The following is a 25708-nucleotide window of genomic DNA, read 5'->3' on the forward strand; positions in this document are numbered from 1 at the left end:
CCATCTCCCGTGCCGCCGGGCGGCACCATCGCCCACGGGCCCTGCCCTGCCGCACGATCGCGGAAAGCCGGGTCCGCGCGCATATGTCTGCGGTAATGTCGGCCTCGCACCCTGAGCCTCCCCGGCGCGAGCCGGTGGAGGACCATGGACGGCAGCAGCAGAACCTGTCTGCCGACCTACCTGCCAGGAGCCGCCATGGCCGACAGCGTGCCGGTGCGCTGCCCGACGTGCCGCCGCGAGAACGCGTTCACCCCGCCCACCTTCCCGTGCGCGTGCGGCGCCCCGCTGACCCTGCCGGTGCTGCGCGGCGGCATACCCGTGGAGATCCTGCACCGGACGTGGCAGAGCTCCTGGGTGGAGGTGCGCTGCGAGACCTGCGGACGGCTCGACGAGTGGCCGGCGCCGGAGTCCGGCTGCGCGTGCGGGACGGTGGTACGCGTCCCCGTCGTACCGGTACCGAACCCGCCGCCGCCCGACCCGCCCGCCCCCGGCGGCCCCGCGTCGGCACCGCCCGGCGGGCCGCCCCGCCGGCCGCCGGTGCTGCGTCCCGCCTTCCGTCCGGTCACCATCCGTACGGCCGGCGACTGTGTCACCGCCGCCGCCCAGTACCTGAAATGGCTGGGCTTCACCGACATCGCGCGGGTGCCGGAACGCACCACGTCGGGCGTGGATCTGCGCGGCTCCGGGCTGGTGGCCCAGGTCGACCCGACGACCCGCGCGACCAAGCTGCGGGAGGTCGAGTGCCTGTGGCTCAACGCGCTCAACGACTCCGCGGTCGCCGTCTGCTTCTCCCTGGCGGGCTACTCCCGCGACGCCCGCGCCCGCGCCGACGCACTGCACATACCGCTGTTCGTCATGGACCTCACGGGCACCCCGCAGCCGGTCAACGACCCGGCCGACGAACTGATCAGGGACGGTACGGGCCGGTAGGGCGGCCGCGCGGATCCGGTGCCGGGGGACGGCCGTCGGGCACACGAGAGCCCCCCACCGGCGCGCGGTGCGGGGTTCTCGGTCCGGGGCTGCCCCGGTGCTACGGGCCCTCGGCCTCCGCGGAGGCCACGGTGATGGCTCCGGCCGGGCAGAGGCCGGCGGCCATCCGGGCGGCGGCCCGGTGTCCGGGGGCCGGCGCGGCGTCCAGGACGACCACCAGACCCTCCTCGTCGTCCTGGTCGAAGACGCCGGGCGCCGTCAGGGCGCACATGCCGGCGCCTACGCAGCGGTCACGGTCGGCGCCGAGGCGCAGCGGTTCGCGTGGGTCGCTCATGGGCTACTCCTTGTCCCAGGTGACGGGCAGGCTGACCACGCCGTAGATGTTGGCGCGGTCGCGCAGCGGCACCTCGTGCGGCGGCACCGCGAGGCGCAGGGTGGGGAAGCGGGCGAGGAGCGCCGGGAACGCGACGGCCATCTCTACGCGGGCGAGCTGCTGGCCGAGGCACTGGTGGGCGCCGTGGCCGAAGGCCAGGTGTCCGGTGGCCTTGCGGTGGATGTCCAGCCGGTCGGGGCCGGGGAACCTGCGCGGGTCGCGGTTGGCGGCCTGGACCGAAACGGTCACCGTCTCACCGGCCTTGACCAGCCGGCCTTCCACCTCGACGTCTTCGAGGGCGGAGCGCAGGATGGGGTCGGCCACGCTGAGGTAGCGCAGCAGTTCCTCGACGGCCTGCTCCGCGAGGCCCGGGTCGGCGCTCAGGGCCGTGAGTTGGTCGGGGTTGCTCAGCAGGGCGAAGGTGCCGAGGCCGAGCATGTTCGCGGTGGTGTCGAGTCCGGCGGCCAGCAGCACCCCGCCGACTCCGATCAGTTCCTCCTCCGTGAGGTCGGAGGAGGTCAGATCGCTGAGCAGATCGTCGGTCGGCGCGGCGCGCTTGGCGGCCACGAGTTCCCCCATGAACCGGCCGACGGCGGCGAACGCCTCGCCCTTCGCCGCCACGTCCGCCGCCTGGTCGAAGAGGGTCGCCACGTGCTGCTGGAAGCGGTCCCGGTCCGCGTACGGCACGCCGAGCAGTTCGCAGATCACGAGCGCGGGTATCGGCCGCGCGAACGCCTCCACCAGGTCGACGGCGGGTCCGGCCTGCTCCATGGCGTCCAGGCACTCGTCCGTGAACTGCGCGACGCGCTCGGAGAGCTGGCGCATCCTGCGGACCGTGAACTTGCCGGTGAGCAGCCGCCGGAAGCGGGTGTGCTCGGGGGCGTCGAGGCCGAGGAAGTCACCGACCGGTGCCGGCTGCATCTCCGTCACCCCCTCCATGCCGGACAGCGGCATCGGCAGGTGCAGGTGTTCGTAACGGGCGCTGAAGCGCGGGTCGGACAGGATCGCGCGGGCCGCCGCGTGTCCGGTGGCCAGCCAGCCGGAGTGCCCGTCGACGTAGCGCAGGCGGCGCAGCGGCTCGTCGCTCAGCGCGGTGAGTTCGGCGGGCGGGTCGAAGGGGCAGCCGGTGCGGCGGTCGGTGGGCAGGGTGGGCAGTTCTTCGGCGGTGGTGTCGTCGGTGGGGTGGTCGGTGGTGTCGGGAAGGGATCCGGCGGCTGTCGGGTCGTGCGACATGGGGTTCTCCAGTGGTGGTCGGTGCTGGTGAACGTGCTGGCGGCTGGGGCGGGTCACCGCTCGGAGCCGGTGGTGCGGGACCGTGTCAGCGCTTGGCCCCGGACTTGAAGGTGCGGCGCGCCCAGACGTAGCCGACCAGGGTGAGGCCGACGCACCAGGCGAGTCCGGTGACCGCGCTGCCGCCGATCTCCGTGCCGAGCCACAGGCCGCGCAGGGTGTCGATGATCGGCGTGAACGGCTGGTACTCGGCGAACCAGCGCAGGGCGGTCGGCATCGACTCGGTCGGCACGATGGCACTGCCGAGGAACGGCAGGAACGTCAGCGGCATCGGGATGTTGCTGGCCGTCTCGGGGTTCTTGGCGACCAGGCCGATACCGGCGGCGAGCCAGGTCAGCGCCAGGGTGAGCAGGGCGAGCAGGCCGAGGGCGGCGAGCCATTCGACGGGGGTGGCGGCGGGGCGGAAGCCCACCAGGAGCGCGACGGCGACGACGAGGACGATGCTGATCATCGTCTGGATCAGGCTGCCGACGACATGGCCGGTCAGGAACGAGGCGCGGGAGATCGGCATCGTACGGAAGCGGTTGACGATGCCTTCGGTCTTGTCCATGCAGACGCTGATCGCGGTGGTCAGGGCGCCGGAGGTGGCGGCCATCAGGATGATGCCGGGCGCGAGGTAGTCGATGTACTCGCCGCCCCCGGCGGCCGACGCCCCGATGCCGCTGCCCAAGGCGGTGCCGAAGGCGTAGTTGAACAGCAGCAGCATCATGACGGGCATGATGACGACGGTGAGCGTCAGGGACGGGTAGCGCAGCGCCTTCTTGAGGTTGCGCCGCAGCATCGTCCTGGAGTCCCGGACCGCGTAGGACAGGGTGGCCATCAGACGTTCTCCTCGGTCGGTGCGGCGGTGCCGGCGGTGCCGGCGGGGCGGGGCTGACCGGTGAGGGTCAGGAACACGTCGTCCAGATCGGGGGTGTGCACGGTGAGCGACTCGGCCCGTACGGCGGTCGTCTCCAGGGTGTCCAGGACGGCTCGCAGGGTGGTGACGGAGCTGTCGCCGGGGATCCGCAGGGTGAGGGCTTCCTCGTCCCGCGTGGCGAGGCCGAAGACGCCCGCGGCGGTGTCCAGGGCCCGGGCGTCGGCGAACCGCACCCGGATGTGGCCGCCGGGGATGCGCTGCTTGAGCTCGTCGGCGGTGCCCTCGGCGATCAGCTTGCCGTGGTCCAGCACGGCGATGCGGTCCGCGAGCTGGTCGGCCTCTTCGAGGTACTGGGTGGTCAGGAAGATGGTCACGCCGTCGTCGGCGACCAGGTTCCGGATGATCTCCCACATGGTGCGGCGGCTGCGCGGGTCGAGCCCGGTGGTGGGCTCGTCGAGGAAGATGATCCGCGGATCGCCGACCAGGGTCATCGCCAGGTCCAGCTTGCGCCGCATACCGCCGGAGAAGGTGGCGGCGGTCTTGCGCGCCACCTCGGACAGGTCGAAGCGGCGCAGCAGGTCCTTGGCCCGCCGCTTGCCCTCGCGCCGGTCGAGGTGGTGCAGGTCCGCCATGAGGAGGAGGTTCTCCTCGGCGGTCAGCAGGTTGTCGACGGCCGAGAACTGGCCGGTGACGCCGATCGCGGAGCGCACCGCGTCGGCGGCCCGGGTCAGATGGCGGCCCGCGATCCAGGCGTCGCCCGCGTCGGCGTCGATGAGGGTGGAGAGGATCTCCACGGTGGTGGTCTTGCCGGCGCCGTTGGGCCCGAGCAGGGCGAAAATGGTGCCTTCGGCGATGTTCAGGTCGATGCCGTCGAGCACGAGCTTGTCGCCGTAGGACTTGCGCAGTCCGGTGGCGGCGATCGCCGGTGCCGTGGTGTCCACGGCGATCGGCGCGGAGATCTGAGTGACGGTCATGCCGCTGTCCCTTCGGGTGCGGTGCGGTGGGCGTACGTGCGGTCAGGCGCGACGGACGACGACGTCACCGGTCGCGGTACGGGCGTGCACCTCGACGGTCTCGTCGGAGTCCGCGGGGCCGGCGGCGGAGCCGAGTTCGTTGCGTACGGCGCCGTACTTGGTGTTCAGGTCGAGCCAGGCCGCGGTGCCCTCGTGAATGCCCACGAGGAGGTCGCCGACGGAGGTGCGCAGGTCGATCCGGCCGCGGACGACGTCGCCGACGCGGATGCCGCCGCAGGAGGAGGAAGCGTCGACCCCGGCCAGGGCGACGTCGATGTCGATGCGGCCGTTGGCGCACTTGGCGCCGACGCTGCCGTGCGCGGTACCGACGGAGATGTCACCGTTGGCCGCGCTGGTCTTCAGGTCCCCGGCGACCTCGGCGATCCTGGTCGCGCCGTTGCCGTTCTTGACGGTCGCCGTACCGGTGACGGCTCCGACCTCGATCCGGCCCGCGCCGGTGATCTCGATGTGTCCGGCCGAGCGGTCCAGGCGGATGTCGCCGAGGTCGGTCTTGAGGTCGCCGCCGGCCACCTCGTCGATCTGGAGGTCGCCGAGCGAGGTCTTGAGCGTGACGTTCCCGAAGCGGCCTGCGCAGTGGAAGTGGCCCATGCCCGTGGAGCCCCGGACCTCCGACCCCGCGGGCAGTTCGACGCTCACCTCGACGGCGCCCGGCTTGCCGAACAGGGACCGCTTCTTGGGCGTCTTGACCGAGAGGCGACCGCCCGAGCAGGTGACCTGGGTCTGCTGCACGGCGCGCATGTCGTTGTCGTCGGCTCCGTTGCGCGGCAGCACCTCCACGACGGTGTCGGTGCGCTTGCCCGCGGTGATGCGGGCGGTGCCGCAGTCCAGCTCCAGGGTGGCGATGATCGGTTCCGGGGTCTCGAACGTAGGCATGGCTGTCCCGTCCTCTTGACGTGAGTGGTTGTTCCCGCTGGTGAGGCGGGTGCTGAGCGGGTCGGCGGGGCCGGTGTCCCCGGCCGGTGGAAGTGGGGTGGGGCGGGGCTCTAGCGGGCCCAGCCGACGAGGCCCTGGTTGTCCGGGTCCGGGCCGCGGTCCGTCGGGCCGGCGCGCTCCCCGCCGTCGAGGGCGGTGGACACGGCCCGCACCAGCCAGGCGTTGACCGACAAACCCTCCACGGTCGCGGCGCCCTCGGCTCGGACCTTGAGGTGGGCGGGGAGCCGGAAGTTGATCCGCGCCACGGCACCGTCGTCGGGGTCCGCGGGCGGCGGTGACGGTATCGCCGCGCCGGGTGCCGTGACCGGCTCCCGCGCCTCCCGGAACGGTTCGGGTACGGGCGGCGCCGTCACCACGAACTCCGGGTCCAGGCCCCGCAGCCGTACGTCGACCGAGCCCGGCGCCAGTTCCCGCGTGACCTCGCCCATGGCGGCGGACAGCGCGTCCAGGAGGGTCAGGCGGGCGGCGGATTCCAGGGGCGCGGCGAGCCGCTCGGCGAGGGCGCGGGAGTCGTCGCCGCCGGTCTCCGCGGCGACAGCCAGCTCCTGCCGGAGGTTGTCGACGTAGGGCGTCAGGTCCATGGCGTCATCATGGCACATCAATGGCACCACTGGCGAGCCAGATTGGCGTTCTTTTGTCGCTCAAGGCTGCGACCAGCAGGTTCACGGGTGAATCGGCGCGCCCTGATGCCGCACTGACAGGCCGATGCTGGCGATGGCGCCACAGCGACACCACGGCGACGCCGCGCGCACGGAGGGGCTTCCCGCGCCGCATCACGGCATTGCACCAGCGAAACGCCGTTATGGCGCCATGCCGCCGCCGGCTGGCGCCATTACTCCTCCGACCACCGACACCGGCCTGACGCTCGTGCCGAAGCCGCGCCGCCGTCGCGCCGAGTCCTTGCCGAGGCCCGCCCCGTTCGGCCTGCACCTCTTCCGCCCTTCCAGCGCTGCGGACACTGTCGCCGTAGCCATCGCTGTCGCCGTCCTCGTCGCCCTCACCGTCGTACCGGCGCTGCTCGGCTCAGCGCCGGTCGAGGTCCTACGCCGCCGGGACCGCGAGCACGTCTCCGGCAAGCCGCCCGGTGCCCGCGGTCAGCACCAGGCCGCCAGGCACGCGGCGAAGGAAGCCCGCCACCAGCCCGGCCTCGGCTCCCGGCGGGCCGGTCACGTCCTGCGCCACCCCGGCGCCGAAGTCCCGGTCACCGGCCAGATCGCGATGTTCGTCGACTTCTCCCGGACCCACGACGACGACGCGCTGCTCCCCCACCTCGGGCCTCGCGACGGACTACGAGGTGTTCCGGGTGAGCCGGATGCCGGAGGCGTACGCCCAGCGCCTTCGTACCGCGCGACCACGAACTGGTCGGCTGACGGCGCGGACCGACCCCGGCCAGGCCCGGCTGCCGGACGCCGGACGCCGGACGCCGCCGGGCCTGCCGCGTACCTGGGCGGGCGCCCGGCCGCGCCCCGGACACGGGATCTAAGGTCGGAGGCGACCCGACCCGCGGACGGAAAGCACCCCCATGAAGGCCAGGACCAGCGCGAACGCGCTGCTGCAACTGCGCGGCGTCAGCCGTCGCTACGGCGACCGGCAGGCGCTGCACCCGATCGACCTCGACCTGGCCGCCGGGAGCTGCACGGCCCTGTTCGGCCACAACGGGTCCGGCAAGTCCACCCTGCTGCGCATCGCGTGCGGCCGGGACGCGCCGACCACCGGCACGGCCCGGTTCGCGGGCCGCAAGGTCGCCGAGGACGACCCGGAGGTACGGGCGCGGGTCGCGGTGGTCGGCGACAGCGTCGCCTGCTACCCCGACCTGACCGTCCGCGAACACCTGGAACTCGTCACCGTGGCGCATGCCGTGGACGACGCCCAGGCATGGATCGACCAGGTGCTCGCCGACCGCCGGCTGGCCGGTCACGCCCACGCGCTGCCGGGTTCGCTCTCCTCGGGCCAGTTGCAGTCGCTGCTGCTGGCCGCCGCGCTGGTACGGCCGCGTGACCTGCTCGTCCTCGACGAGCCCGAGCAGCGGCTGGACCCCGACGCCCGCGCGCGCCTGGCTGCCCTGCTGGTCGCCGAGAAGGCGGACGGCGTGGCCGTCCTGCTCGCCACGCACCAGGCGGAGCTGGCCCTGGAGGTCGCCGACCGCATGATCGCGCTGGAGGACGGCGAGGTCGTCGAAACCGGCAGCCCGGCCGAGGTACTGGCGAAGCTGGGCGTCCGCTCATGACCGTACGCGATTCTGCGGAGGAGGCCGGGGAGCAGGCCGTGTGGAACGAGGCCGACGACGACCGCACCGCCGAGACGCTGCACTGGCTGCGCGCCAAGCGCCGCGCCCACCACCGGCAGCGCCGCCGCGACCGCGCCGTCCTCGTCTACTGCGTCGTCCTCGCGGCCCTGGGGTACGGCAGCGGCTACGCCCACCGCTTCCTGCGCGAACTCAAGCTCGGCGCGGACCACGGCAGCCTCGGCGCCGACCTCCAGCGCACCCTGCCGGCCGCCTTCGTCGCCGTCACCCTCGGGCTGGCCGTACTCGCCGCGCGCGACGCGCTGTGGCGCGGGCCGGTCGTGGTGTCCGGGCCTTCCGTCGGCTGGCTCCTCGCCCAGCCCGTACGGCGCGGAGCGGTGCTGCGCCCCGGCTTCCGTCGCTCCGCCGGACTGGCCGTGGCGGCGGGGCTGCTGGTGGCGGCGGCCGTGGCCGTGGTCCTTCAGGTCACCGGTCAGGCCTCGTTCGGCGGTGGGTTCCTGGCCCTGCTGCCGGCGGCGGTCTGTCTGCCGCTGCTGGCCGTCTCACTCGGCATGGCGGTGGAGCGCGGGCCGCACCTGGCACCGTACGTACGGCGCGCGACCGCACCCGCGGCCCTGCTGCTCGCCCTCGGCGCGGGCCAGGCCGCCCTGGCCGGCGCCGGCCACCGCTGGGCGCCCCTGGAACGGGCCGAACTGTGGTCCGGCCCGTGGGGCTGGGCGGCGCAGCCGGTGGTGTCCGTGACGGGCGGACCGGCGCACGGATGGCCGGTTGCGACCGTGCTCCTCGCGGCCGTGACCGCCGCGGCCGTCCGGTACGCCCACCGGGACGCCGCCCACGTACCCAACGCCCAACTGCGCAGCCGCGCGGCGACGGCCACGGCCGTCACGTCCGGGGTGTTCGCCCTGGAACTGCGGGCCGCGAAGCTGGCTGTCCTGGAGGCCGGCGGCGACGAACCGAAGCGCTGGGTCCGCCTGCCGGCACCGCGGAACCGGCACCTGGTCGTCGTCTGGCGCGACCTGCTGGCCCTGCTGCGCGCGCCCGGAAGGCTGGGCCGCGCCGTCGCCTGGACGGCCGCTGCCGCCTCGGCGGCGGGGCTCGGCGCGGCGACGGCGGGCGAGAAACGCGTCCTCGGCCTGGCCGTGGGACTGCTGTGCGGCTACGCGGCGGTCGGCGCCCTCGCCGAACCGGCCCGCCTGGAGACCGACAACGTACGGCGGGCGGCCTGGTCCCCGTTCCGGCTGCGGACGCTGATGCTGCATCACGCGATCGTGCCCGCGGTGCTCGGCGCGCTGCTGGGCCTGCTCGCGGCCGTGCCGTACGCGGTGGCCGGCGCGGCGTGGACGCTCCTGCTCATGCCGCTGTGCGCGGTGCCGTTCGCGGCGGCGGCGGTCTTCGGCGCGTGCCGCGGACCGGCCCGTACCGACCTGCTGTTCGTCGGCGGCGCCACTCCGATGGGCGGCCCGGGACCGTTCGTGTTCGCCGCGTGGTACGCCGCCGGACCGCTCGTGTCGGTCACCGGCCTCGTCCTCGTCCTGAACGCGGCCCTCGGCCACGGCCTCGACCCCCGGTCCGTGGCCTCCGTGGCCACCGTGGCGGCCCTGCTCACGGCCGGTCTGCTGTGCTTCGTGGTGCGCTCGGCGGACCGGCTCGTCAAACACTGACTCGACACCGTCAGGGCTGCCGCGGGCGGCAGGGGCGTGTACGTGAGCGACGAACGCGCGGGCCTGGATTCCGGTAACCCGCCAGGAGGTGCCTGGCGGGTTACCGACGGGGCCCGTGGCACGTACCGCCCATCACTGTTCCCCTTCCCGCAGCCGGAACGGGGACGCCGGACCGCGGGCGGCCCTTGGCGTCCCGTGGTCGTCCGCGATCTCGGGTACAGCGCCCGCAGCCCGGCCGAAGCGGCGCACGCCCGGGAGGCCACGGCCGCTTCCCGTCCGCGCCAGGTGGGCCCCCGGCACCACCGGTACCGTTCCGTGGCCCGGTGGTCCACCGTGGAGGAACGCCGGGCGCGCCGGCGGCTGCGGTCCAGGTCGGGATTCTGCTGCACCGGGTGAACTCCGGTGGCGAGGAAAGCGTGCTCGACCTCGCGGACACGTCCGCAGGCAGAACCGCATCCGAAAATCGGCTGCCGTGCGCCGGGACACCTGCGACGGTATGTCCATGAACGTCATGGAGCCCCGCCCCGTCGTCCGCCCGGCCGTGCCCGACGACCTCCCCGTCCTGCGCGACATCGAGCGTGCGGCCGGGGAGGCGTTCCGTGCCGTGGGCATGGGGCCGATCGCCGACGACGAGCCGCCTTCGCTGCCGGAGTTGGCGCGCTGTCAGGAGGCGGGGCGGGCGCTGGTCGCCTGTGCCGGGGTGGCACCGGGCGGTGTGCCGCTCGCGTACCTGCTCTGGGAGCCGGTCGACGGCTGCGCGCACATCGAGCAGGTGTCCGTCCACCCGGACGGCGCGCGGCGCGGGCTCGGCCGGGCGCTCATCGAGCGGGCCCGGCGGGACAGCGGGCTGCCGTCGGTCACCCTCACCACCTTCGCGGACGTGCCGTGGAACGCCCCGTACTACGCCCGGCTCGGCTTCCGTGTCCTGGCCGACACCGATCTCACCCTGGGCCTGCGCGAGATCCGGCGCCGGGAGGCGGAGCTGGGGCTGGACCGGTGGAAGCGGGTCTGCATGCGGCGGGACGGTTGACGCGAGCAGGGGGTGGCTGACTCGGGCGGCCGGAGGCCGGTGGCCTGGTCGCGTGACTCGCCGGTGCGTCCCTGTTGCCCGGCGCTTCGGCTGACGGGGACCATCGCGGGATGAATCCACGTCAACCGGTCTCACCGCCCACCCCCGAACCTGTCGCGACGGGCGGCGACGGCGGCGGTGTGTCCGGCGCGGACAGGGCGCCCGCGCGCCTCTCCCCCGCTCGGCGGGTCTGTGCCGTCACCGCGGCGGGCTGCGTCGCCGTCCTGGTGCCCCTGCTCGGTACGGGGCTCGTGGTCGACGAGTCGTACGAGATCCGATTGCCCGGGGACGGGGGCACCGCGCTGCTGCGGGCGGTGCTGCTGGCCGCGCTGTGCGTGCAGGCCGGCGAGCTGGCCGGGGCGTGGCTCGCGCGGGGTGTGCGGGGCGCGTCGGCCGGGTTGCCGCGGGGCTGGTCGAAACGGGCCGCGTGGGTGGGAGCGGCGGTGGCCGTGGGGCAGTTGCTGCTGATCGCGGGGCGCGGATCGCCTCTGGCGGGGCTGTCGGGGCCGGCTCTGGTCGACGCGTACGCCACCCGGCCCGGCCTGTCGGCCCTCCTGGAAGCCAACGCCTTTCTGCTCGCCGCCTTGTGTGCCGCCTCCGGCCGTCCGGGATGGGCGGGTGTTCCGCTGGCCGCCGTCGTCATCGGCGAGGCGCTGCGGGCCCACCCCGAGACGGACACGCCGGAGATCGGCGTCGCGCTCACCCTCGCCCACCTGACCTCGACGGCACTGTGGGCCGGCGGCCTGCTGCACGTGCTGCGGATCCGGTGGCACTGGCGGCACGACGCGGCGGCGGGGCGGGAGTTGCTGCTGCGGTACGCGCGGCCGGCGGCGCTGCTGTTCGCCGCGATCACGGTGACCGGTGTGTGCAGCACACTGCGCCGGCTGCCGCTCGCGGAGACGTTCGGCACGGCGTACGGCCGTGTCCTGCTGGTCAAACTCGTGCTCGTCCTGGTGGTGAGCGGGCTGGCGCTGGTAGCCCGCAGACGGTTGCGGCGGGAGGTGGCGCTGCCGGGGGCGGCGACCGGACCGGCCCGTGCGGAGGTGGTGGCGCTGGCCGCGGTGGTGCTGGTTTCCGCCGTTCTGACCGCCGTACCGCTGCCGCCCGCGCCGTGAGGCTCGCGCCGTGCGCACGCATTTCCGTGCCGCTCGCGCGCGATAATGGCCGCATGTTCGATGCGAAGCGGCTGCGGGCCGTCTGCCTGGGCTTCAACGGGGCGGTCGAGGAGTTCCCGTTCCCCCGGAACCAGGAGGTGTGCACGTTCAAGGTCGGCGGGAAGATCTTCGCGTTGAGCAGCCTGGACGCCGGGCCGCTGAGTGTGAGCCTGAAGTGCGATCCGGACCTGGCGGAGCGGCTGCGGGCCGCGCACCCCGAGGTCGTGCCGGGCCACCACCTCAACAAGCGGCACTGGAACACCGTCTCACTGACAGGGACACTGGACGACCGGCTGGTCCTGGACATGATCGAGGACTCGTACGACCTCATCGTCGCGCGGCTGCCGCGTGCGCAGCAGCTCGTGCTGGACTGGCCGGGCCACGCCTGATCCCAGGGCGCGCGGCCCGGCCGTGCCGGCCGTTGCGTCCGGCCGTCAGGTGTGCGCCGCTTCGACGGGACCGGACGGTTCCGGAGCGACGGCCGGTGCGGCCGCGGCCTCCGGTTCCGGCGTCAGCCGCGCCGCCAGCCGCTCCCGCAGCTCGATCTTCCTGACCTTGCCGCTGACCGTCATCGGGAAGGTGTCGAGGACGTGTACGTACCGCGGCACCTTGTAGTGCGCCAGGCGGGAGCGGCAGAAGCGGGCCAGCTCGTCGCGGGTGAGCCCGTCCGCGGTGTCGCGCAGGATGACGCAGGCGGCGATCTCCTCGCCGTACTTGGCGTCCGGGACGCCGACCACCTGCACGTCCGCGATCTTGGGATGGGTGTGGAGGAACTCCTCGATCTCGCGCGGGTAGACGTTCTCACCACCCCGGATGATCATGTCCTTGATGCGGCCGACGATCCGCACGTACCCGTCGTCGTTCATCACCGCGAGGTCGCCGGTGTGCATCCAGCGCTCCGCGTCGATCGCCTCGTCGGTGCGCTCCGGCTCCTCCCAGTAGCCCAGCATCACGCTGTAGCCGCGGGTGCACAGTTCGCCCGGCTCGCCGCGCGGTACCGTCGCGCCGGTTGCCGGGTCCACCACCTTGACCTCGATGTGCGGCAGCACCCGGCCCACCGTGCCGGTGCGGTGCGCCAGGTCGTCGTCGCGCCGGGTCTGGGTGGAGACCGGGGACGTCTCGGTCATGCCGTAGCAGATGGAGACCTCGGCCATGTGCATCTCGGAGACGACCCGCCGCATCACCTCCTCGGGACACGGCGAGCCCGCCATGATGCCGGTGCGCAGCGACGACAGATCGTACGAGGCGAAGTCCGGGTGGTCCAGTTCGGCGATGAACATCGTCGGTACGCCGTACAGGGACGTGCAGCGCTCCTCCTGGACGGCCCGCAGGGTGGCCGGCGCGTCGAAGGCGGGGGCCGGGATGACGATGCAGGCGCCGTGCGAGGTGGCGCCGAGGTTGCCCATGACCATGCCGAAGCAGTGGTAGAAGGGCACCGGCAGACAGACCCGGTCGTGCTCGGTGTAGCCGACCGTCTCGCCCACCCAGAAGCCGTTGTTGAGGATGTTGTGGTGGGAGAGGGTGGCGCCCTTGGGGAAGCCGGTGGTGCCGGAAGTGTACTGGATGTTGACCGGGTCGTACGGCGACAGTTCCTTCGCGCAGGCGGCGAGCTTCTCCCGCGGCACCCCGGCGCCGGCGGCCAGCAGACCGTCCCAGGTGGGGTCGTCGATGTAGACCACGTCGCGCAGGGCCCGGCTCTCGGCCCGCACCTGTTCGATCATCCGCCGGTAGTCGCTGCTCCTGTGCGCGACGGCGGAGACCAGCACGCTCATCCCGGCCTGCTTGAGCACGTACGCCAATTCGTGCACCCGGTAGGCGGGATTGATGTTGACCATGATGGCGCCGATGCGGGCGGTGGCGTACTGCACCAGCACCCACTCGGGGCAGTTGGGCGCCCAGATGCCGACCCGGTCGCCCTTGCGGACGCCCTTGGCGAGCAGCCCGAGCGCCACCTCGTCCACCGCCCGGCCCAGCTCCGCGTAGGTCCAGCGGCGCCCGCCCGCCACGTCGACCAGCGCCTCGCGGTCGCCGAACCGGCCGATCGCCCGGTCCAGGTCGGCGCCGATGGTGCGGTCGAGCAGCGGCCGGTCGCTCTCCCCCCGCGCGTACGCCTCCGGGCGGCGCTCCGTGCCGCTCTCCCGCGGTCCCGGCGGGTGGCTCGGCGGCCTGCTCATGTCGGTCATCGGTGGTCTTCCTCTCGGTACTCGGCGGCGCCGCCGCCCTCTTCGGCGGTGCGCTCGCGCAGTTCCACACGGCGGATCTTGCCCGAGACCGTCTTGGGCAGGTCGGCGAACTCCAGCCGCTTGACCCGCTTGTACGGGGCGAGCACCGCGCGGGAGTGCGCGAAGAGCTCCGCCGCGGTCTCCGGTCCAGGCTCCCAGCCGGCCGCCAGCACCACGTACGCCTTGGGTACGGCCAGCCGTACCGGGTCCGGCGCCGGCACCACGGCGGCCTCGGCGACCGCTTCGTGCTCCAGCAGTGCGCTCTCCAGCTCGAAGGGTGAGATCTTGTAGTCGGATGCCTTGAAGACGTCGTCGCTCCGGCCCGTGTAGAAAATGTAGCCGTCGGCGTCGCGCGAACCGATGTCGCCGGTGCGGTAGTAGCCGTCGGCCATCGCCTCGGCGGTGCGCTCCGGGTCGCCGTGGTAGCCGGTGGTCAGTCCGACCGGCCGGGCCGACAGGTCCAGGGCGATCTCGCCCTCGTCGGCGGGCTCGCCGGTGACCGGGTCCAGCAGGACGACCTCGAAGCCGGGGGTGGGACGGCCCATGGAGCCCGGTTTGAGGGGCTGGCCCGGGGTGTTGGCGACCTGGACGGCGGTCTCGGTCTGCCCGAAGCCGTCGCGGATGGTGACGCCCCACGCCTCCCGTACCCGTTCGATGATCTCCGGGTTGAGCGGCTCGCCGGCCGCGACGATCTCCCGCGGCGGGTTCTTCAGCGCGGTCAGGTCGGCCTGGATGAGCATCCGCCACACGGTCGGCGGGGCGCAGAAGCTGGTGACGCCGGCCCGGTCCATCTCGGCCGTCAGCCGGGCCGCGTCGAAGCGGGTGTAGTTGTGGATGAAGACGGTGGCTTCGGCGTTCCAGGGGGCGAAGAGATTGGACCAGGCGTGCTTGGCCCAACCGGGTGAGGAGATGTTCAGGTGGACGTCGCCGGGTTTCAGGCCGATCCAGTACATCGTCGCCAAGTGGCCGACGGGGTAGGACGTGTGGGTGTGCTCGACGAGTTTCGGGCGGGCCGTGGTGCCGGAGGTGAAGTAGAGCATCAGGGGGTCGTCGGCCCGGGTGGGGCCCGTGGGCTCGTACGTCTCGGGGGCGGTGTACGCGTCCTCGTAGGCGAGCCAGCCCGCGGCGGCCGTCCCGGCGTCCCCGCCCACCGCGATCCGGGTGTAGTCGCCGGGCACGCCGGCGAACTTGCCGGTGTCCGCGGCCCGTACGAGCACGTGCCGGGCCCGGCCCCGCTCGACGCGGTCGGCCAGGTCGAGCGGGCCGAGCAGCGGGGTGGCGGGGATGACGACGGCGCGCAGCTTCATCGCCGCGAGGGCGGTCTCCCACAGCTCGGCCTGGTTGCCGAGCATGACCACGATCCGGTCGCCGGCGCGCACGCCCTGCGCGGCCAGCCAGTTGGCGGCCCGGTCCGAGACGCGGCGCAGTTCGTCGAAGGTGCGGCGGGTGTGGGTGCCGTCCTCCTCGACGATGTGCAGGGCGGTGCGGCCGTTGCCGTCGGCGATGTGGTCGAACCAGTCCAGCGCCCAGTTGAAGTACGCGGGGCGGGGCCAGGTGAAGCCCGCGCGGGCGGCGTCGTAGTCCTCGCGGTGGCGGAGGAGGAAGTCCCGCGCCGCGCGGAACTCGGCGGTGGGACCCGAGGACGTCCTCTCTCCCGTCACTTCCGTAACCCCCTTAACCCCACCCATACCGTCCGTACCACCCGTCGCACCTGTCGTATCCGTGTCCGCCATGTGTCCTCCTCATTGCCGCACCGCCTACCGCCATCGTGTAATCAGTGACGCAGGTCTCACCACCCCCGAACGGGGGGAAGCGGAGGTTTCGGCGTGCGGGTCGAATCGGAGTGCGGCGGGTCCGCCGACGTACGGGCGGCGCTGCTGCGGCTGCGGCGGACGAGCGGGCTGCCGGTGGCGTTCGGCGGGCTGCGGGACGGCACCGGCCGCTACCGCATCAGCGAGCTGACGGGTGCCGGAACCGCAGCGCTGCACGGCCTGGCCGTCCGGCACGGCAACGGCCTCGGCGGCAAGGCGGCCGAGCTCACCCGCCCCTTCGCGGTGACCGACTACCACGCGTCCGCCGTCATCAGCCACGAGTACGACGCCGCCGTGGCGGCCGAGGGACTGTGTTCCGTGCTCGCGGTGCCGGTCGTCGTGCGGCGGCGGGTGCGCGGGGTGCTGTACGGGGCGCTGCGCCACCCCGTACAGCTCGGCGACCGCCCGCTGTCCGCCGCGATGGAAGCGGCCCGCGAGCTGGAGCAGGCCCTGCTGCTCCAGGACGAGGCGCAGCGGCTGCTGTCGGTCGCCCGGCAGCCCGCGGCCGCCGATCCGGCGGCCTGGGAGGAGGTCCGGGAGGCACACGGCGACCTGCGGGGTCTGGCCCAGCGCGTCGCCGACCCGGTGCTGCGGCACGAGCTGCTGGCGGCGTGCGGACGGCTGGCGGCGGCGTCCGCTCCCGGGCGCGGCCGTACGGGCGACGGGCACGGCCGGACGCCGGGCGGGCACGGCCGGCCGGACGGCCCGGTGCTGGCGCCGCGCGAGGTGGACGTCCTGGCGTGCGTGGCCTCCGGCGCGACCAACGCGATGACGGCGGAACGGCTGGGCCTGCGCCCGGAGACGGTCAAGAGCTACCTGCGGTCCGCCATGCGCAAGCTGGGGGTGCACTCGCGGCTCCAGGCGGTGGTGGCGGCGCGCCGGGCGGGGCTGCTGCCGTGAGCCGGGTGGCGGTTCCTGCGGGGCCGTGGCTGTCGGTCAGTCCGCCCGGCCGGGGGAACCGGCGGCGGCCCGCATGCCCCGTACCGTCCGCAGGTAGTCGGCGATCGCGTCCCGGTTGCGGGTCAGGCAGTCGATGCGCCGGCTGAGCTGATCGTGTTCCTGCTCCAGAATGCCCGTCATCTCCGGTGTCAGATCGTCGAAGTGGATGCTCCGGGGCTCGGCCAGGCAGGGCAGGATCTGCCGGATGATCCGGGTCGGCAGCCCGGCGTCGAGGAGTCCCTTGATCTGCAGTACGCGGCCCACGTGTGCTTCCTCGTACGCACGGTAGCCGTTGCCGGACCGTCCCGGCGTGATCAGCCGCTGTTCCTCGTAGTAGCGCAGCAGACGCCGGGAGGTGCCGGTGCGCTCTGCCAACTCTCCGATCCTCATGCGCCTGAGCCTACGGCTCCGCTTCCGGCCCTCCGCTTGACCTTCCCATCGATGTGAAGGTCCGAGACTCGCGGGGCGGCCGGAACGCGGCCGCGGTGCGTCTGCGCAGGAGGAGGACCAGTATGGTCACGATCGATGTCCCCGCGTTCTACCGGGAATGGGCGGCTCGCAGCAGCGGCGTCCTCGACGCGGCCGCCGGGCAGGGGCCCGACAGCCTGGAGGACGTCCGGCTCGCCTACCGGCAGTTCTTCCAGGACTGCTTTCCGGCGCCGGACGGCGTGACGTTCACCCCGGTGGACGCCGACGGGGTGCCCGCCGAGTCGGCGGTCCCCGCGGACGCCGTCCCCGGCCGGTACCTGGTCTACCTGCACGGCGGTGCCTACCTCGTCGGCGACCCGCAGGGCTACCGTGGGCTGACCGGCGAACTCGCCCGGCGGCTGCGCGCCCGCGTTCTGGTGCCGGACTACCGGCTCGCGCCCGAGGCGGTCTTCCCCGCCGCCGTCGACGACGCCGTCACGGCCTACGGCTGGCTGCTGAAGCAGGGCGCCGCGCCCGAGAACGTGGTGTTCGCCGGCGACTCGGCCGGCGGCGCGATGGCGGTCAGCGTCCTCGTCGCGGCTCGCGACCGGGGACTTCCCCGGCCGGCCGCCTCGATCGCCGTCTCGCCCTGGGCGAACCTCGAACATACGGGGGCGACGATGCGCACCCTCGACGGCGTCGATCCGTCCGTCAGCCGTGCGGGGCTGCGCCGTGCCGCGGACGTCTTCCTGGGCAGCGCCCCGCCGAGCAGCCCGCTGGCCTCCCCCGTCTTCGCCGACACCCGCGGGCTGCCGCCGGTCCTGATCCAGGTCGGCGGTCACGAGGTCATGCTCAGCGACGCCGTCCGACTGGCCGCCAAGCTGGCCGAGGACGCCGTGTCCGTCCGTCTGGACGTCGCACCGGGGATGGGACACGTGTGGCATCTGCTCACCGGTCACCTGCCCGCCGCCGACCGAGCCGTCGCCGACGCCGTCGCCTTCGCCGAGGCACACCTGCCCGCTGTGTGAGCGCGCCACGGGAGGGCGGGGCTGGGCTGGACTGGACACAGCACGGCCGAGGACGGGGCACGAGAGCCCCGCCCTCGGCCGGCGACAGGTCAGGCCGGGCCGGTCACTCGTGGTGCGGCTGGTAGTACGAGCCGAGTTGCTGGTGGTAGTCCGGGTTGCCGAGGTGCTTCTCCTTGTCGAACTCCGGGGAGTTCTTGATCTCTTCCTTGGTGCGGGAGACGTAGATCTTGCGCTCGGCGGTGTCGACGGACGCGATGACGCCGGCCGGCAGCAGGACGTGCTTGCCGAAGATCCAGACTCCGGTGTCGACCACGATCCAGGCGGAGCCCATCTCGTCGGAGTGCTTGTCGACCTTGCCGATATGGCCGTCCGTGGCCTCGACCTTGTAGCCCGCGAGGTCCGTACCGGCCGTGTGGCCGGCGCCGGCCGGGTAGCCCCAGATGTCGGTCATGGAACGCTCCTTCGCGCGATCGGGACTCGGAACACGGCGCCGGGTGCCCGGCCGCACCTCACCCAAACGGCGGGGTGCGGCACGGTGCTCCGCTTCCGGCCACCGCGCCGCCCTCAGCGGTCGTCAACCGTCTCCAGCCGTCCTCGGCCGTCCTCGGCCCTTCTCGGCTCAGGAGCCTTCACCGGCGAACGGCAGGTACTCCGTCTCCAGCGCGGCGTCCAGCACCCGGGCCGTGCCGGGCGTGCGTTCCTCGACCAGCCCGGCGTGGACCAACCGCCGCAGCCGGACGCCGCCGAGGTAGCAGGCCGACAGGTCCCGTACGTCCAGGGCCAGGTCGGCCGGGTCGCCGGTCGGCCCGAAGGCGGTACCGGACGGGTCCGCGGTCAGGCGGAAGCGGCCGGCGTTGGCGGGCAGGGTGGCGTCGCGTATCTCCAGTACGAGGTCGACGGGGGCGGCCCAGGAGCGGGCGGTCAGGGCCCGTGCCACGTCCACCAGCCGGAGCCACATCGCGGGCCACTGGCCGGTGACGCGTACCTGGTCGCGGTCGGCGGCGAAGTGCAGCAGCGGGTCGTCGGGGGCGACCGCCCATGCCTGTACCTTGCGCGTCAGGTCGATGGAGGCGAGGTAGGACCAGAGGGCGGCGGCGGCCGGCGCGTCGTCCGCCTCCAGTTCCTCGACGGTGACGATGCCCTTCTCCCCCACCCGGTAGACGACGTACCCGACGGCGGGCGCGTCCTTGTCGCCGAGGACGACGACGCGCGCCGGGCCGCCCTTGGCGTCGTCACCGTCCTCGTCGTCGGCGCGCACCGCGCGCCGCCACCACGCCTCGCTGCGGGAGAGCCGTCCGCCGCGCCGCGCCCGGCCCGTCTCGTACAGCGGCGCGAGTAGGGTGACGGCGTCCGCCGGGGCGATCAGCCGCAGCGGGCGCCGGTCGGGCGTGATGCGCAGGGCCAGGGGCCGGGTGGTGTTGACCTCGACGGCGTACGCCTCGGTGGCGGGACCGAAGCCGAAGCGGCCGTAAATCGCTTCCTCCGACGCCCACAGGCAGGCCAGCGGCCGGTGGTCGGCGGCGCAGCGGCGCCACAGTTCGCCCATCATGCCGGTCAGCACGCCGCGCCGCCGGTGGGTGGGCGCGACCGAGACGAAGTCCAGTTCGGCGACGGGCAGTTCGCCGCCCGGCACGGAGAGGCCCAGGCGGTGTGCCGCGGCGAAGCCGACGATCTCCTCGTCGTCGTACGCCCCCACCCGCTCGCAGTTCAGCAGCAGTTCGCGCTGGCGCTTGCGGGTGGCGTCACCGGCCGTCACGTGGAAGGCGAGGTGCGCGAGGTCGAGTGCCCGGTCGACGTGAGCTTCGGGGATGCCCCGGATGTCCGTGGTCACCTCAGGGACGGTAACGCCGGGCCCCGCGCGCCGTCACCCGTTTTTACGCGACGGGCCACCGGGCCCGGCCGGACCGCCCGTCCCCGAGAAGAAGTCCCGCACCCGGTGGCGGCGCCCGTGCCGCCCGCGGTCGCCGTAGTCCGCACCGTACGGCTCGTCGTAGTCCCCCTCGCCGCCGTCCGGGTTGTTCAGGACGGTCCAGCTCACGGCCGACACCGCGGGCTCCAGCGACAGGCGGCTGACCGCCTCTTCGAGGAGGCTGTCGTCGCGCCGCTCGGTGGTCAGCTCGGCGGCGACGGTGACCCTCGGCGGCGTCCCGCCGTCCGGCCGTTCGGCGCCTTCGTCGCGGCTGTGCACCGCCCGCAGCCGGAAGCCGGGCCGGGTGACGGCCTGTACGACCAGCGTCCTGATGTGCGCCTCCTCGGTTTCCAGGCACACCGCCTCGAAGTAGTAGTCGGTCGCGACCTCCGCGCCGCCGCCCGGCTCCCGGTCCATCCGCCGGCCGAGCGGCCGCAGCACCAGGTTCGCGCCGACCACCCCGGCCGTGCCGAGCGCCGCGACCACGTACAGCCCGGTGCCCGCCAGGGCGCCGACCGCGGCCGAGCACCACAGCGTGGCGGCGGTGTTCAGGCCGCGTACGTTCAGTCCGTCGCGCATGATGACGCCGGCGCCGAGGAAGCCGATGCCGGAGACGATCTGCGCGGCGACCCGCGATCCGTCGTAGCCGGTGGTGCTGGTCGCGGCCGCGAAGCCGTACTGGGACAGCAGGACGAACAGCGCGGCGCCGGCGGCGACCAGCGCGTTGGTGCGCAGTCCCGCCATCCGGGCGCGCCACTGCCGTTCCAGGCCGATGACCGCGCCGAAACCCAGGCCGGCGGCGATGTTGCCGGCCAGCTGCCACTCGTTCACCATGATCCGCGCTCCTCCTCCGTGCGCCGGTGCGGGGCCGCCCGGAGGCGGGCCCCTGCTCCGGCTTGCTCTGTCGGCCTTCTCCATCGGCGGTTCACAGCCAGGTGTTGAACCGGCGGATGTACCAGGTCTTCACTCCCTGGGTCAGCAGGCAGTACGCCAGCAGCGTCCCGGCCAGCCACGGGAAATAGCTCAGCGGCAGTGCCGTCAGGCCGAGCGCCGGGGCGAGCGGCGAGAACGGCAGGGCGATGCCGAACGCCATGACCAGGGCGGTCATCAGCAGGACGGGCCGGGTGGCCCGGGACCGTACGAACGGGATCCTGCGGGTGCGCAGCATGTGCACCACGAGCGTCTGTGTCAGCAGCCCCTCGACGAACCAGCCGGACTGGAACAGCGCCTGGTGCGCCTCGCTGTTCGCCCCGAAGACGTGCCACATCAGCAGGAAGGTGGTGATGTCGAAGACCGAGCTGGTCGGTCCCAGGACGAGCATGAAGCGTCCGATGCCCCGGGCGTCCCAGGTCCGCGGCTTGCGCACGTACTCCTCGTCCATCCGGTCCCAGGGGGTGGCGAGCTGCGAGATGTCGTAGCAGAGGTTCTGTACGAGCAGTTGGGTGGCGAGCATCGGCTGGAACGGCAGGAAGGCGGAGGCGGCCAGCACCGAGAAGACGTTGCCGAAGTTCGAGGAAGCCGTCATCTTGATGTACTTGATGGTGTTGCCGAAGGTCCGGCGCCCCTGGAGGACGCCCTGTCCGAGAACGGTCAGGTCCTTCTCCAGCAGGATGATGTCGGCGGACTCCTTGGCGAGGTCCACGGCGGTGTCGACCGAGACACCGACGTCCGCCTCGCGCAGCGCCGCGGCGTCGTTGATACCGTCGCCGAGGAAGCCGACGGTGTGTCCGGCGCCCTGCAGCGCGCGGACGATCCTTGCCTTCTGCACGGGGTTGACCTTGGCGAACACGGTCGTCGTACGGACCAGGGCGGCCAGCTCCGGCTCGTCGAGCAGATCGAGGTACGGCCCGGTGACGACGGTGCCCGCCTCGATACCGACGTCGGCGCACACCCGCGCCGCGACCAGCTCGTTGTCGCCGGTGACGACCTTGACGGCGATGCCGCTGCCGGCCAGCGCCCGCAGGGCCTCGGCGGCGTCCCGCTTCGGCGGGTCGAGGAAGGCCAGGAAGCCGCGCAGGGTCAGCTCCGCCTCGTCGGCGACGCCGTACGTCTCGCGGGTGGCGGGCAGCGTACGGGTCGCCACCGCCAGGACCCGCAGGCCCTGCCGGTTGTGGTTCTCGGCGGTCAGGGCGACCTGCCGGCGCAGTGCGTCGGTCAGCTCCAGCCGCTGCCCGCCGTCGGTGAGGTGGGTGCACAGTGCGAGGACCTCCTCCACCGCGCCCTTGGTGACGAGGAGGTGTTCGGCGGCCGGCCCGTCGAGGTCGTCGCGCCGCAGCACCACCGACATCCGGCGCCGCGCGAAGTCGAAGGGGACCTCGTCGACCAGCGTGAACCGCGCGTCGACGACCACCTCCTCGGCCTCGTGCATCCGGTCGACGACGGCCTGGTCCATGAGGTTGCGCAGCCCCGTCTGGAAGTGGCTGTTGAGGTAGGCGTACTCCAGCACCTCGCCGTCCTCGTGGCCGCGTACGTCGAGGTAGCGGTCCAGGACGACGCGGTCCTCGGTCAGGGTGCCGGTCTTGTCCGTGCACAGCACGTCCATCGCGCCGAGGTTCTGGATGGCGTTCAGGCGCTTGACGACGACCTTGCGCTTCGCCATGGCGACCGCGCCGCGCGCCAGGTTGGTGGTGACCACCATCGGCAGCATCTCGGGCGTCAGGCCCACCGCGACGGCCACCGCGAAGGTGACAGCCTCGGCCCAGTCGCCCTTGGTGAGGCCGTTGACGGCGAACACCAGCGGCACCATCACCAGCATGAAACGGATCAGCAGGAAGCTGACCTTCTTCACCCCGGCGTCGAAGCTGGTCTCCGGGCGCTCGCCCGCCAGCGAACCGGCCATCGACCCGAAGTAGGTGTCCCGCCCGGTGGCGACGACCACGCCGGTCGCGGTGCCGGAGGTGACGGAGGTGCCCGCCAGCGCCAGGTTGTCCGCCTCCACCGGGTCGGCGGTCGTGTGCTGACCGCCGTCCTCGGCCCGGGTGTCGGCCTTGGCGACGGGCAGCGACTCGCCGGTGAGCGCGGCCTGGGCGACCATGAGGTCCTTGGCGGACAGCAGTCGCAGGTCGGCCGGTACGAGGTCACCGGCGGCCAGCACGACGACATCGCCGCGCACGACGTCCGCCACCGGCACCTCCACGGTGGCCGGAGCCTGCGTACGGGCGGCCCGGCGCTGTACGGCGGTGGTCGTGGTGACCAGGGCGCGCAGCGCGGCGGCGGAGCTGCCCGAGCGGTACTCCTGCCAGAACCGCAGCAGTGCGCTGATCAGCACCATCGCGCCGAGGATCGGGATCTTGGGGTCGAAGGGCTCCTCGTCGGCGGCCTGGAGCCACTGCACGTACATGACGGCGGCCAGGCCCGTGAGCACGAGGATGAACGGGTTCCAGAACGCCTTCGCCAGTTGCGCGTACCAGCGCGGCGGACGCTCGTGCGCGATGACGTTGGGGCCGTCGTGCTCCAGGCGGGCCTCGGCGTTCTCCTGGAGCAGGCCGTCGCGTCCGGTGCGCAGGTCCTGGAGGACCCCGGACGCCGGGCGCGCGCTGATGGCGGCCAGGTGCTCGCCGACGGCGCGGGTGCGGGCCGCCAGTTCGGCGGCCTTCCGCTCCCGGCGGCACGGGCGGCGGCCCGGCGGAGCGAGCTTCTCGGGGGTGAGCAGATCGGTCATGACAGAACCTCCCTCCGTGCGGGGGCGCGGCGGCATGGGGCCATGACGGCATGCGGGCATGACGGCATGACCGGGCGGCGCGGGGCCCCGGCACAGGGAATTGCGTTATCGGTGATGTGGAATCACGGGAAAGGAAAGAGAGTGCGCGCACGCCGAAAAGCACCACGGCACAGCCGTACGCATTTCCGCGCGCCGGGCGTTGTGCGCGGCACACGGAAAAGGGAACGGAAATACAGAGCGCGGAGCAGGAGCAGCCGGGGGCAGCGCACACCGGCGGCCGCCGTCATCGCCACGCTCGGCGGCTTCCGGCAGCGGACATCCGGCACTTCTCAGCGGTAGTGGCCCACAGCGCGGCGGTACACCGGCCCCTTGCAGGGCACCGGTGTCAGCTCACGGGGAATTCAGCAGTCAGCACACTGCAACGCTGCGGCAAGGACTTCCTTCGGGACTCATCCCGATCACCTCCTTGCTCGCGCGGACACAAACCCGGGCGCCGCGCGTTCCGGCACCCGCACCACCGAATAATGCCATACCCGGCCCGCCGGCCTCTCCCCCTTTCGGCCAAGAATTTCCCAAGCACCGGTGTGATTCACCTCGCACCCGCCCTCCGGTACGGCATCATCGTCCTATGGGGACGGGAAATGCCACGGCCGTTGCGACCGGCACGGCATCACGGCGGCGGGCGGCCACGGCCGTCGCGGGCGCCCTCCTCCTCACCGCCACCGTTCCCCTCGTCTTCCGCGCCGCCGGTTCGGACGGCGTGACGCCCGTACCGCAACTGCTCGCCTTCCTGCCCTGGCTGCTGGTGCCCGCCGCGCTCGCCCTGGCACTGTCCCTCGCGGCGCGCTGGCGGCCCGGACTGTTCTGGGCCGCCGCCGTACTGCTCGGCCTGACGGCGTTCGTCCGGCCGTACGGCGACGACGCCCCCGCGCCGCGCGGAGAGCCCCTCGCCCGCCTCCGCGTCCTCACCGCGAACCTCGAATTCGGCCGCGCCACGGACGGACTGCTGGCCACGCTGCGCCGGGAGAGCCCCGACCTCGTCGCGGTCCAGGAGTGCGACCCGGAGCGCTGCGCCGCCGCCCTGGACTCCCCCGCCGTCCGCGCGGCCTACCCCTTCCGCCTCCTCGCCGGACACGGCGCGTCCGAGGGCTCCGCCGTACTGAGCCGGTTCCCGCTGCGCACGGACGGCGCGGTGGCGGGCGAACTCGCCATGCCCCGCGCGTCCGTCACCGTCCGAGGCCACCGCCTGCGCTTCCAGGTCGCCCACCCGATGCCGCCGCTGCCCGCCTCCCTGGCCACCTGGCGCACCGAACTCGGCCGCCTCCGCGACCTGGCGGCCACCCGCGGCCGCGAACCTCTCGTCATCGCGGGCGACTTCAACTCCTCCCAGGACCACGCCGCCTTCCGGGCCGTCCTGGACACCGGCCTGCACGACAGCGCCGAGCGGACCGGCAGCCCCCGCACCCCGACCTGGCCCGCCCGCACCACTCCCGTGCTGGGCGCCCAGATCGACCACGTCCTGGTCAGCGGCGCCCTGCGCCCCCGCGCGGCCCGCTTCCTGGACCTGCCGGACACGGACCACCGGGCGCTGGCCGTCGACTTGGAGCTGCACGCGGCGCGCTGAAGTGGCCCCTCCGTCAGCCCTCCCCCGGCCCCTGGTCCCGTTCGCGGCGGTCGTACGCGGCACGGGCCTCGGCGATCTCTTCCTGGTGCTCCTCGGTCCAGGTGACCAGCGCCTGGATGGTGTCGTGCAGGGTCGCGCCCAGGGGCGTCAGCTCGTAGTCGACCCGGGGCGGGACGACCGCGTGCACGGTACGGCGGACGAGGCCGTCGCGTTCGAGCTGGCGCAGTGTGACCGTCAGCATCCGCTGGCTGATGCCGTCGACCTCGCGGCGCAGTTCGGTGAAGCGCAGCGTGCGGCGGTCCAGCAGCGCGATGACGAGCAGCGACCACTTGTCGGCGACCCGGTCGAGGATCTGCCGGACCTCACAGCCCTCCCGTACGTCCCATTGCCGGGCGTCGTAGTCGCACGCGGCGCCGGGGGCCGTGCCGGGTCCGTGCGCGCCGTCGTCGCACGGCTCGGCCGGACGGGTTACCCCGGTGTGCCCGGGTGACTTCGAAGTGCCTTCTTCCATGGGGGTTCACGGTGCCGGAAGATGCGGTCGGTAACAAGAGGTAACCG

24 protein-coding genes are annotated in these 25708 nt (G+C 73.2%); 9 read left to right on the forward strand and 15 right to left on the reverse strand.

The features are described from left to right. Positions 1-195: 195 nt before the first annotated feature. Positions 196-930, forward strand: coding sequence for a hypothetical protein (locus tag ACZ4QV_RS30940; protein ID WP_361151781.1), 735 nt, complete (start codon positions 196-198; stop codon positions 928-930). Positions 931-1030: 100 nt separating this feature from the next. Here the strand turns inward: ACZ4QV_RS30940 and ACZ4QV_RS30945 are convergent, their stop codons facing one another. The 7 genes from ACZ4QV_RS30945 to ACZ4QV_RS30975 all read right to left on the reverse strand — a co-directional run bounded on the left by ACZ4QV_RS30945 (position 1031) and on the right by ACZ4QV_RS30975 (position 6688). Continuing rightward, positions 1031-1264 (reverse strand): ferredoxin, encoded by a 234-nt coding sequence (locus ACZ4QV_RS30945; protein ID WP_361151778.1) that lies wholly within the window; start codon positions 1262-1264, stop codon positions 1031-1033. 3 nt (positions 1265-1267) lie between these two features. Further along, entirely contained in the window at positions 1268-2536 is a 1269-nt protein-coding gene (locus ACZ4QV_RS30950; protein WP_361615227.1) for a cytochrome P450, read from the reverse strand. Positions 2537-2621: 85 nt separating this feature from the next. Further along, complete coding sequence (locus ACZ4QV_RS30955; protein WP_361151772.1) at positions 2622-3413, reverse strand: ABC transporter permease; 792 nt, start codon at positions 3411-3413, stop codon at positions 2622-2624. Continuing rightward, positions 3413-4426, reverse strand: coding sequence for an ATP-binding cassette domain-containing protein (locus tag ACZ4QV_RS30960; protein ID WP_361151770.1), 1014 nt, complete (start codon positions 4424-4426; stop codon positions 3413-3415). Before ACZ4QV_RS30960 ends, ACZ4QV_RS30955 begins: the two co-directional genes overlap by 1 nt. A gap of 42 nt (positions 4427-4468) precedes the next feature. After that, a complete protein-coding gene (locus ACZ4QV_RS30965; RefSeq protein ID WP_361151768.1) occupies positions 4469-5359 on the reverse strand; it encodes a DUF4097 family beta strand repeat-containing protein in 891 nt (296 codons plus the stop codon). A 110-nt stretch (positions 5360-5469) separates the two neighbouring features. Further along, positions 5470-6000 (reverse strand): hypothetical protein, encoded by a 531-nt coding sequence (locus ACZ4QV_RS30970; RefSeq protein WP_361583457.1) that lies wholly within the window; start codon positions 5998-6000, stop codon positions 5470-5472. Positions 6001-6460: 460 nt separating this feature from the next. Beyond that, positions 6461-6688, reverse strand: a complete 228-nt coding sequence (locus tag ACZ4QV_RS30975; protein ID WP_361615223.1) for a hypothetical protein — start codon at positions 6686-6688, stop codon at positions 6461-6463. Positions 6689-6941: 253 nt separating this feature from the next. Here ACZ4QV_RS30975 and ACZ4QV_RS30980 point away from each other — a divergent pair, with 253 nt between their 5' ends. The 5 genes from ACZ4QV_RS30980 to ACZ4QV_RS31000 all read left to right on the forward strand — a co-directional run bounded on the left by ACZ4QV_RS30980 (position 6942) and on the right by ACZ4QV_RS31000 (position 11937). After that, the gene (locus ACZ4QV_RS30980) at positions 6942-7646 is read left to right on the forward strand and encodes an ABC transporter ATP-binding protein (protein ID WP_361151761.1); all 705 of its coding nucleotides are present in this window, start codon (positions 6942-6944) and stop codon (positions 7644-7646) included. Further along, positions 7643-9325: a hypothetical protein gene (locus ACZ4QV_RS30985; RefSeq protein WP_361615220.1), complete on the forward strand. Its 1683-nt coding sequence runs from the start codon at positions 7643-7645 to the stop codon at positions 9323-9325. The genes ACZ4QV_RS30980 and ACZ4QV_RS30985 overlap by 4 nt, the downstream gene beginning before the upstream one ends. A 502-nt stretch (positions 9326-9827) precedes the next feature. Next, on the forward strand, positions 9828-10355 hold the full coding sequence (locus ACZ4QV_RS30990; protein WP_361583447.1) for a GNAT family N-acetyltransferase: 528 nt from the start codon (positions 9828-9830) through the stop codon (positions 10353-10355). 110 nt (positions 10356-10465) lie between these two features. Then, entirely contained in the window at positions 10466-11509 is a 1044-nt protein-coding gene (locus ACZ4QV_RS30995; protein ID WP_361583444.1) for a CopD family protein, read from the forward strand. A gap of 53 nt (positions 11510-11562) precedes the next feature. Next, positions 11563-11937: an MmcQ/YjbR family DNA-binding protein gene (locus tag ACZ4QV_RS31000; protein WP_361151750.1), complete on the forward strand. Its 375-nt coding sequence runs from the start codon at positions 11563-11565 to the stop codon at positions 11935-11937. A gap of 45 nt (positions 11938-11982) precedes the next feature. Here ACZ4QV_RS31000 and ACZ4QV_RS31005 read toward each other — a convergent pair whose 3' ends face one another. Together ACZ4QV_RS31005 and ACZ4QV_RS31010 are read right to left on the reverse strand one after the other, a co-directional pair. Then, positions 11983-13731: an AMP-binding protein gene (locus ACZ4QV_RS31005; RefSeq protein WP_361151747.1), complete on the reverse strand. Its 1749-nt coding sequence runs from the start codon at positions 13729-13731 to the stop codon at positions 11983-11985. Continuing rightward, complete coding sequence (locus ACZ4QV_RS31010) at positions 13728-15458, reverse strand: AMP-binding protein (protein WP_467763693.1); 1731 nt, start codon at positions 15456-15458, stop codon at positions 13728-13730. Before ACZ4QV_RS31010 ends, ACZ4QV_RS31005 begins: the two co-directional genes overlap by 4 nt. 138 nt (positions 15459-15596) lie before the next feature. Between ACZ4QV_RS31010 and ACZ4QV_RS31015 the strand changes: the two genes are divergently transcribed. Beyond that, positions 15597-16481 (forward strand): helix-turn-helix transcriptional regulator, encoded by an 885-nt coding sequence (locus ACZ4QV_RS31015; protein ID WP_361151744.1) that lies wholly within the window; start codon positions 15597-15599, stop codon positions 16479-16481. Between the two features lie 36 nt (positions 16482-16517). Here the strand turns inward: ACZ4QV_RS31015 and ACZ4QV_RS31020 are convergent, their stop codons facing one another. Then, the gene (locus ACZ4QV_RS31020; protein ID WP_361151742.1) at positions 16518-16910 is read right to left on the reverse strand and encodes a MerR family transcriptional regulator; all 393 of its coding nucleotides are present in this window, start codon (positions 16908-16910) and stop codon (positions 16518-16520) included. A gap of 122 nt (positions 16911-17032) precedes the next feature. Here ACZ4QV_RS31020 and ACZ4QV_RS31025 point away from each other — a divergent pair, with 122 nt between their 5' ends. Next, on the forward strand, positions 17033-17956 hold the full coding sequence (locus tag ACZ4QV_RS31025) for an alpha/beta hydrolase (protein WP_361583438.1): 924 nt from the start codon (positions 17033-17035) through the stop codon (positions 17954-17956). 103 nt (positions 17957-18059) lie between these two features. On the opposite strand, the gene ACZ4QV_RS31030 is transcribed toward ACZ4QV_RS31025, so the two are convergent. From ACZ4QV_RS31030 to mgtA, 4 genes are all read right to left on the reverse strand, one after another. Then, the gene (locus ACZ4QV_RS31030) at positions 18060-18407 is read right to left on the reverse strand and encodes a PRC-barrel domain-containing protein (protein ID WP_361151736.1); all 348 of its coding nucleotides are present in this window, start codon (positions 18405-18407) and stop codon (positions 18060-18062) included. A 168-nt stretch (positions 18408-18575) separates the two neighbouring features. Continuing rightward, entirely contained in the window at positions 18576-19787 is a 1212-nt protein-coding gene (locus ACZ4QV_RS31035; RefSeq protein ID WP_361637236.1) for a GNAT family N-acetyltransferase, read from the reverse strand. 33 nt (positions 19788-19820) lie between these two features. Next, positions 19821-20699, reverse strand: a complete 879-nt coding sequence (locus ACZ4QV_RS31040) for an MgtC/SapB family protein (RefSeq protein WP_361583432.1) — start codon at positions 20697-20699, stop codon at positions 19821-19823. A gap of 91 nt (positions 20700-20790) precedes the next feature. After that, positions 20791-23526, reverse strand: a complete 2736-nt coding sequence (gene mgtA / locus ACZ4QV_RS31045) for a magnesium-translocating P-type ATPase (RefSeq protein ID WP_361151728.1) — start codon at positions 23524-23526, stop codon at positions 20791-20793. A 628-nt stretch (positions 23527-24154) separates the two neighbouring features. Here mgtA and ACZ4QV_RS31050 point away from each other — a divergent pair. Then, positions 24155-25150 (forward strand): endonuclease/exonuclease/phosphatase family protein, encoded by a 996-nt coding sequence (locus ACZ4QV_RS31050; protein WP_361637232.1) that lies wholly within the window; start codon positions 24155-24157, stop codon positions 25148-25150. Between the two features lie 13 nt (positions 25151-25163). Here the strand turns inward: ACZ4QV_RS31050 and ACZ4QV_RS31055 are convergent, their stop codons facing one another. Then, positions 25164-25661, reverse strand: a complete 498-nt coding sequence (locus ACZ4QV_RS31055; RefSeq protein ID WP_361583423.1) for a winged helix-turn-helix transcriptional regulator — start codon at positions 25659-25661, stop codon at positions 25164-25166. Between the last annotated feature and the right edge of the window lie 47 nt (positions 25662-25708).

The sequence above is a fragment of the Streptomyces sp. NPDC026394 genome, from assembly GCF_055567735.1.

Bases quoted from the DNA above. Each gene is read 5' to 3' on its own strand.
- ACZ4QV_RS30940 (WP_361151781.1), top strand. From the start codon at position 196: ATGGCCGACAGCGTGCCGGTGCGCTGCCCGACGTGCCGCCGCGAGAAC.
- ACZ4QV_RS30945 (WP_361151778.1), bottom strand. From the start codon at position 1,264: ATGAGCGACCCACGCGAACCGCTGCGCCTCGGCGCCGACCGTGACCGC.
- ACZ4QV_RS30950 (WP_361615227.1), bottom strand. From the start codon at position 2,536: ATGTCGCACGACCCGACAGCCGCCGGATCCCTTCCCGACACCACCGAC.
- ACZ4QV_RS30955 (WP_361151772.1), bottom strand. From the start codon at position 3,413: ATGGCCACCCTGTCCTACGCGGTCCGGGACTCCAGGACGATGCTGCGG.
- ACZ4QV_RS30960 (WP_361151770.1), bottom strand. From the start codon at position 4,426: ATGACCGTCACTCAGATCTCCGCGCCGATCGCCGTGGACACCACGGCA.
- ACZ4QV_RS30965 (WP_361151768.1), bottom strand. From the start codon at position 5,359: ATGCCTACGTTCGAGACCCCGGAACCGATCATCGCCACCCTGGAGCTG.
- ACZ4QV_RS30970 (WP_361583457.1), bottom strand. From the start codon at position 6,000: ATGGACCTGACGCCCTACGTCGACAACCTCCGGCAGGAGCTGGCTGTC.
- ACZ4QV_RS30980 (WP_361151761.1), top strand. From the start codon at position 6,942: ATGAAGGCCAGGACCAGCGCGAACGCGCTGCTGCAACTGCGCGGCGTC.
- ACZ4QV_RS30985 (WP_361615220.1), top strand. From the start codon at position 7,643: ATGACCGTACGCGATTCTGCGGAGGAGGCCGGGGAGCAGGCCGTGTGG.
- ACZ4QV_RS30990 (WP_361583447.1), top strand. From the start codon at position 9,828: ATGAACGTCATGGAGCCCCGCCCCGTCGTCCGCCCGGCCGTGCCCGAC.
- ACZ4QV_RS30995 (WP_361583444.1), top strand. From the start codon at position 10,466: ATGAATCCACGTCAACCGGTCTCACCGCCCACCCCCGAACCTGTCGCG.
- ACZ4QV_RS31000 (WP_361151750.1), top strand. From the start codon at position 11,563: ATGTTCGATGCGAAGCGGCTGCGGGCCGTCTGCCTGGGCTTCAACGGG.
- ACZ4QV_RS31005 (WP_361151747.1), bottom strand. From the start codon at position 13,731: ATGACCGACATGAGCAGGCCGCCGAGCCACCCGCCGGGACCGCGGGAG.
- ACZ4QV_RS31010 (WP_467763693.1), bottom strand. From the start codon at position 15,458: ATGGGTGGGGTTAAGGGGGTTACGGAAGTGACGGGAGAGAGGACGTCC.
- ACZ4QV_RS31020 (WP_361151742.1), bottom strand. From the start codon at position 16,910: ATGAGGATCGGAGAGTTGGCAGAGCGCACCGGCACCTCCCGGCGTCTG.
- ACZ4QV_RS31025 (WP_361583438.1), top strand. From the start codon at position 17,033: ATGGTCACGATCGATGTCCCCGCGTTCTACCGGGAATGGGCGGCTCGC.
- ACZ4QV_RS31030 (WP_361151736.1), bottom strand. From the start codon at position 18,407: ATGACCGACATCTGGGGCTACCCGGCCGGCGCCGGCCACACGGCCGGT.
- ACZ4QV_RS31040 (WP_361583432.1), bottom strand. From the start codon at position 20,699: ATGGTGAACGAGTGGCAGCTGGCCGGCAACATCGCCGCCGGCCTGGGT.
- mgtA (WP_361151728.1), bottom strand. From the start codon at position 23,526: ATGACCGATCTGCTCACCCCCGAGAAGCTCGCTCCGCCGGGCCGCCGC.
- ACZ4QV_RS31050 (WP_361637232.1), top strand. From the start codon at position 24,155: ATGGGGACGGGAAATGCCACGGCCGTTGCGACCGGCACGGCATCACGG.
- ACZ4QV_RS31055 (WP_361583423.1), bottom strand. From the start codon at position 25,661: ATGGAAGAAGGCACTTCGAAGTCACCCGGGCACACCGGGGTAACCCGT.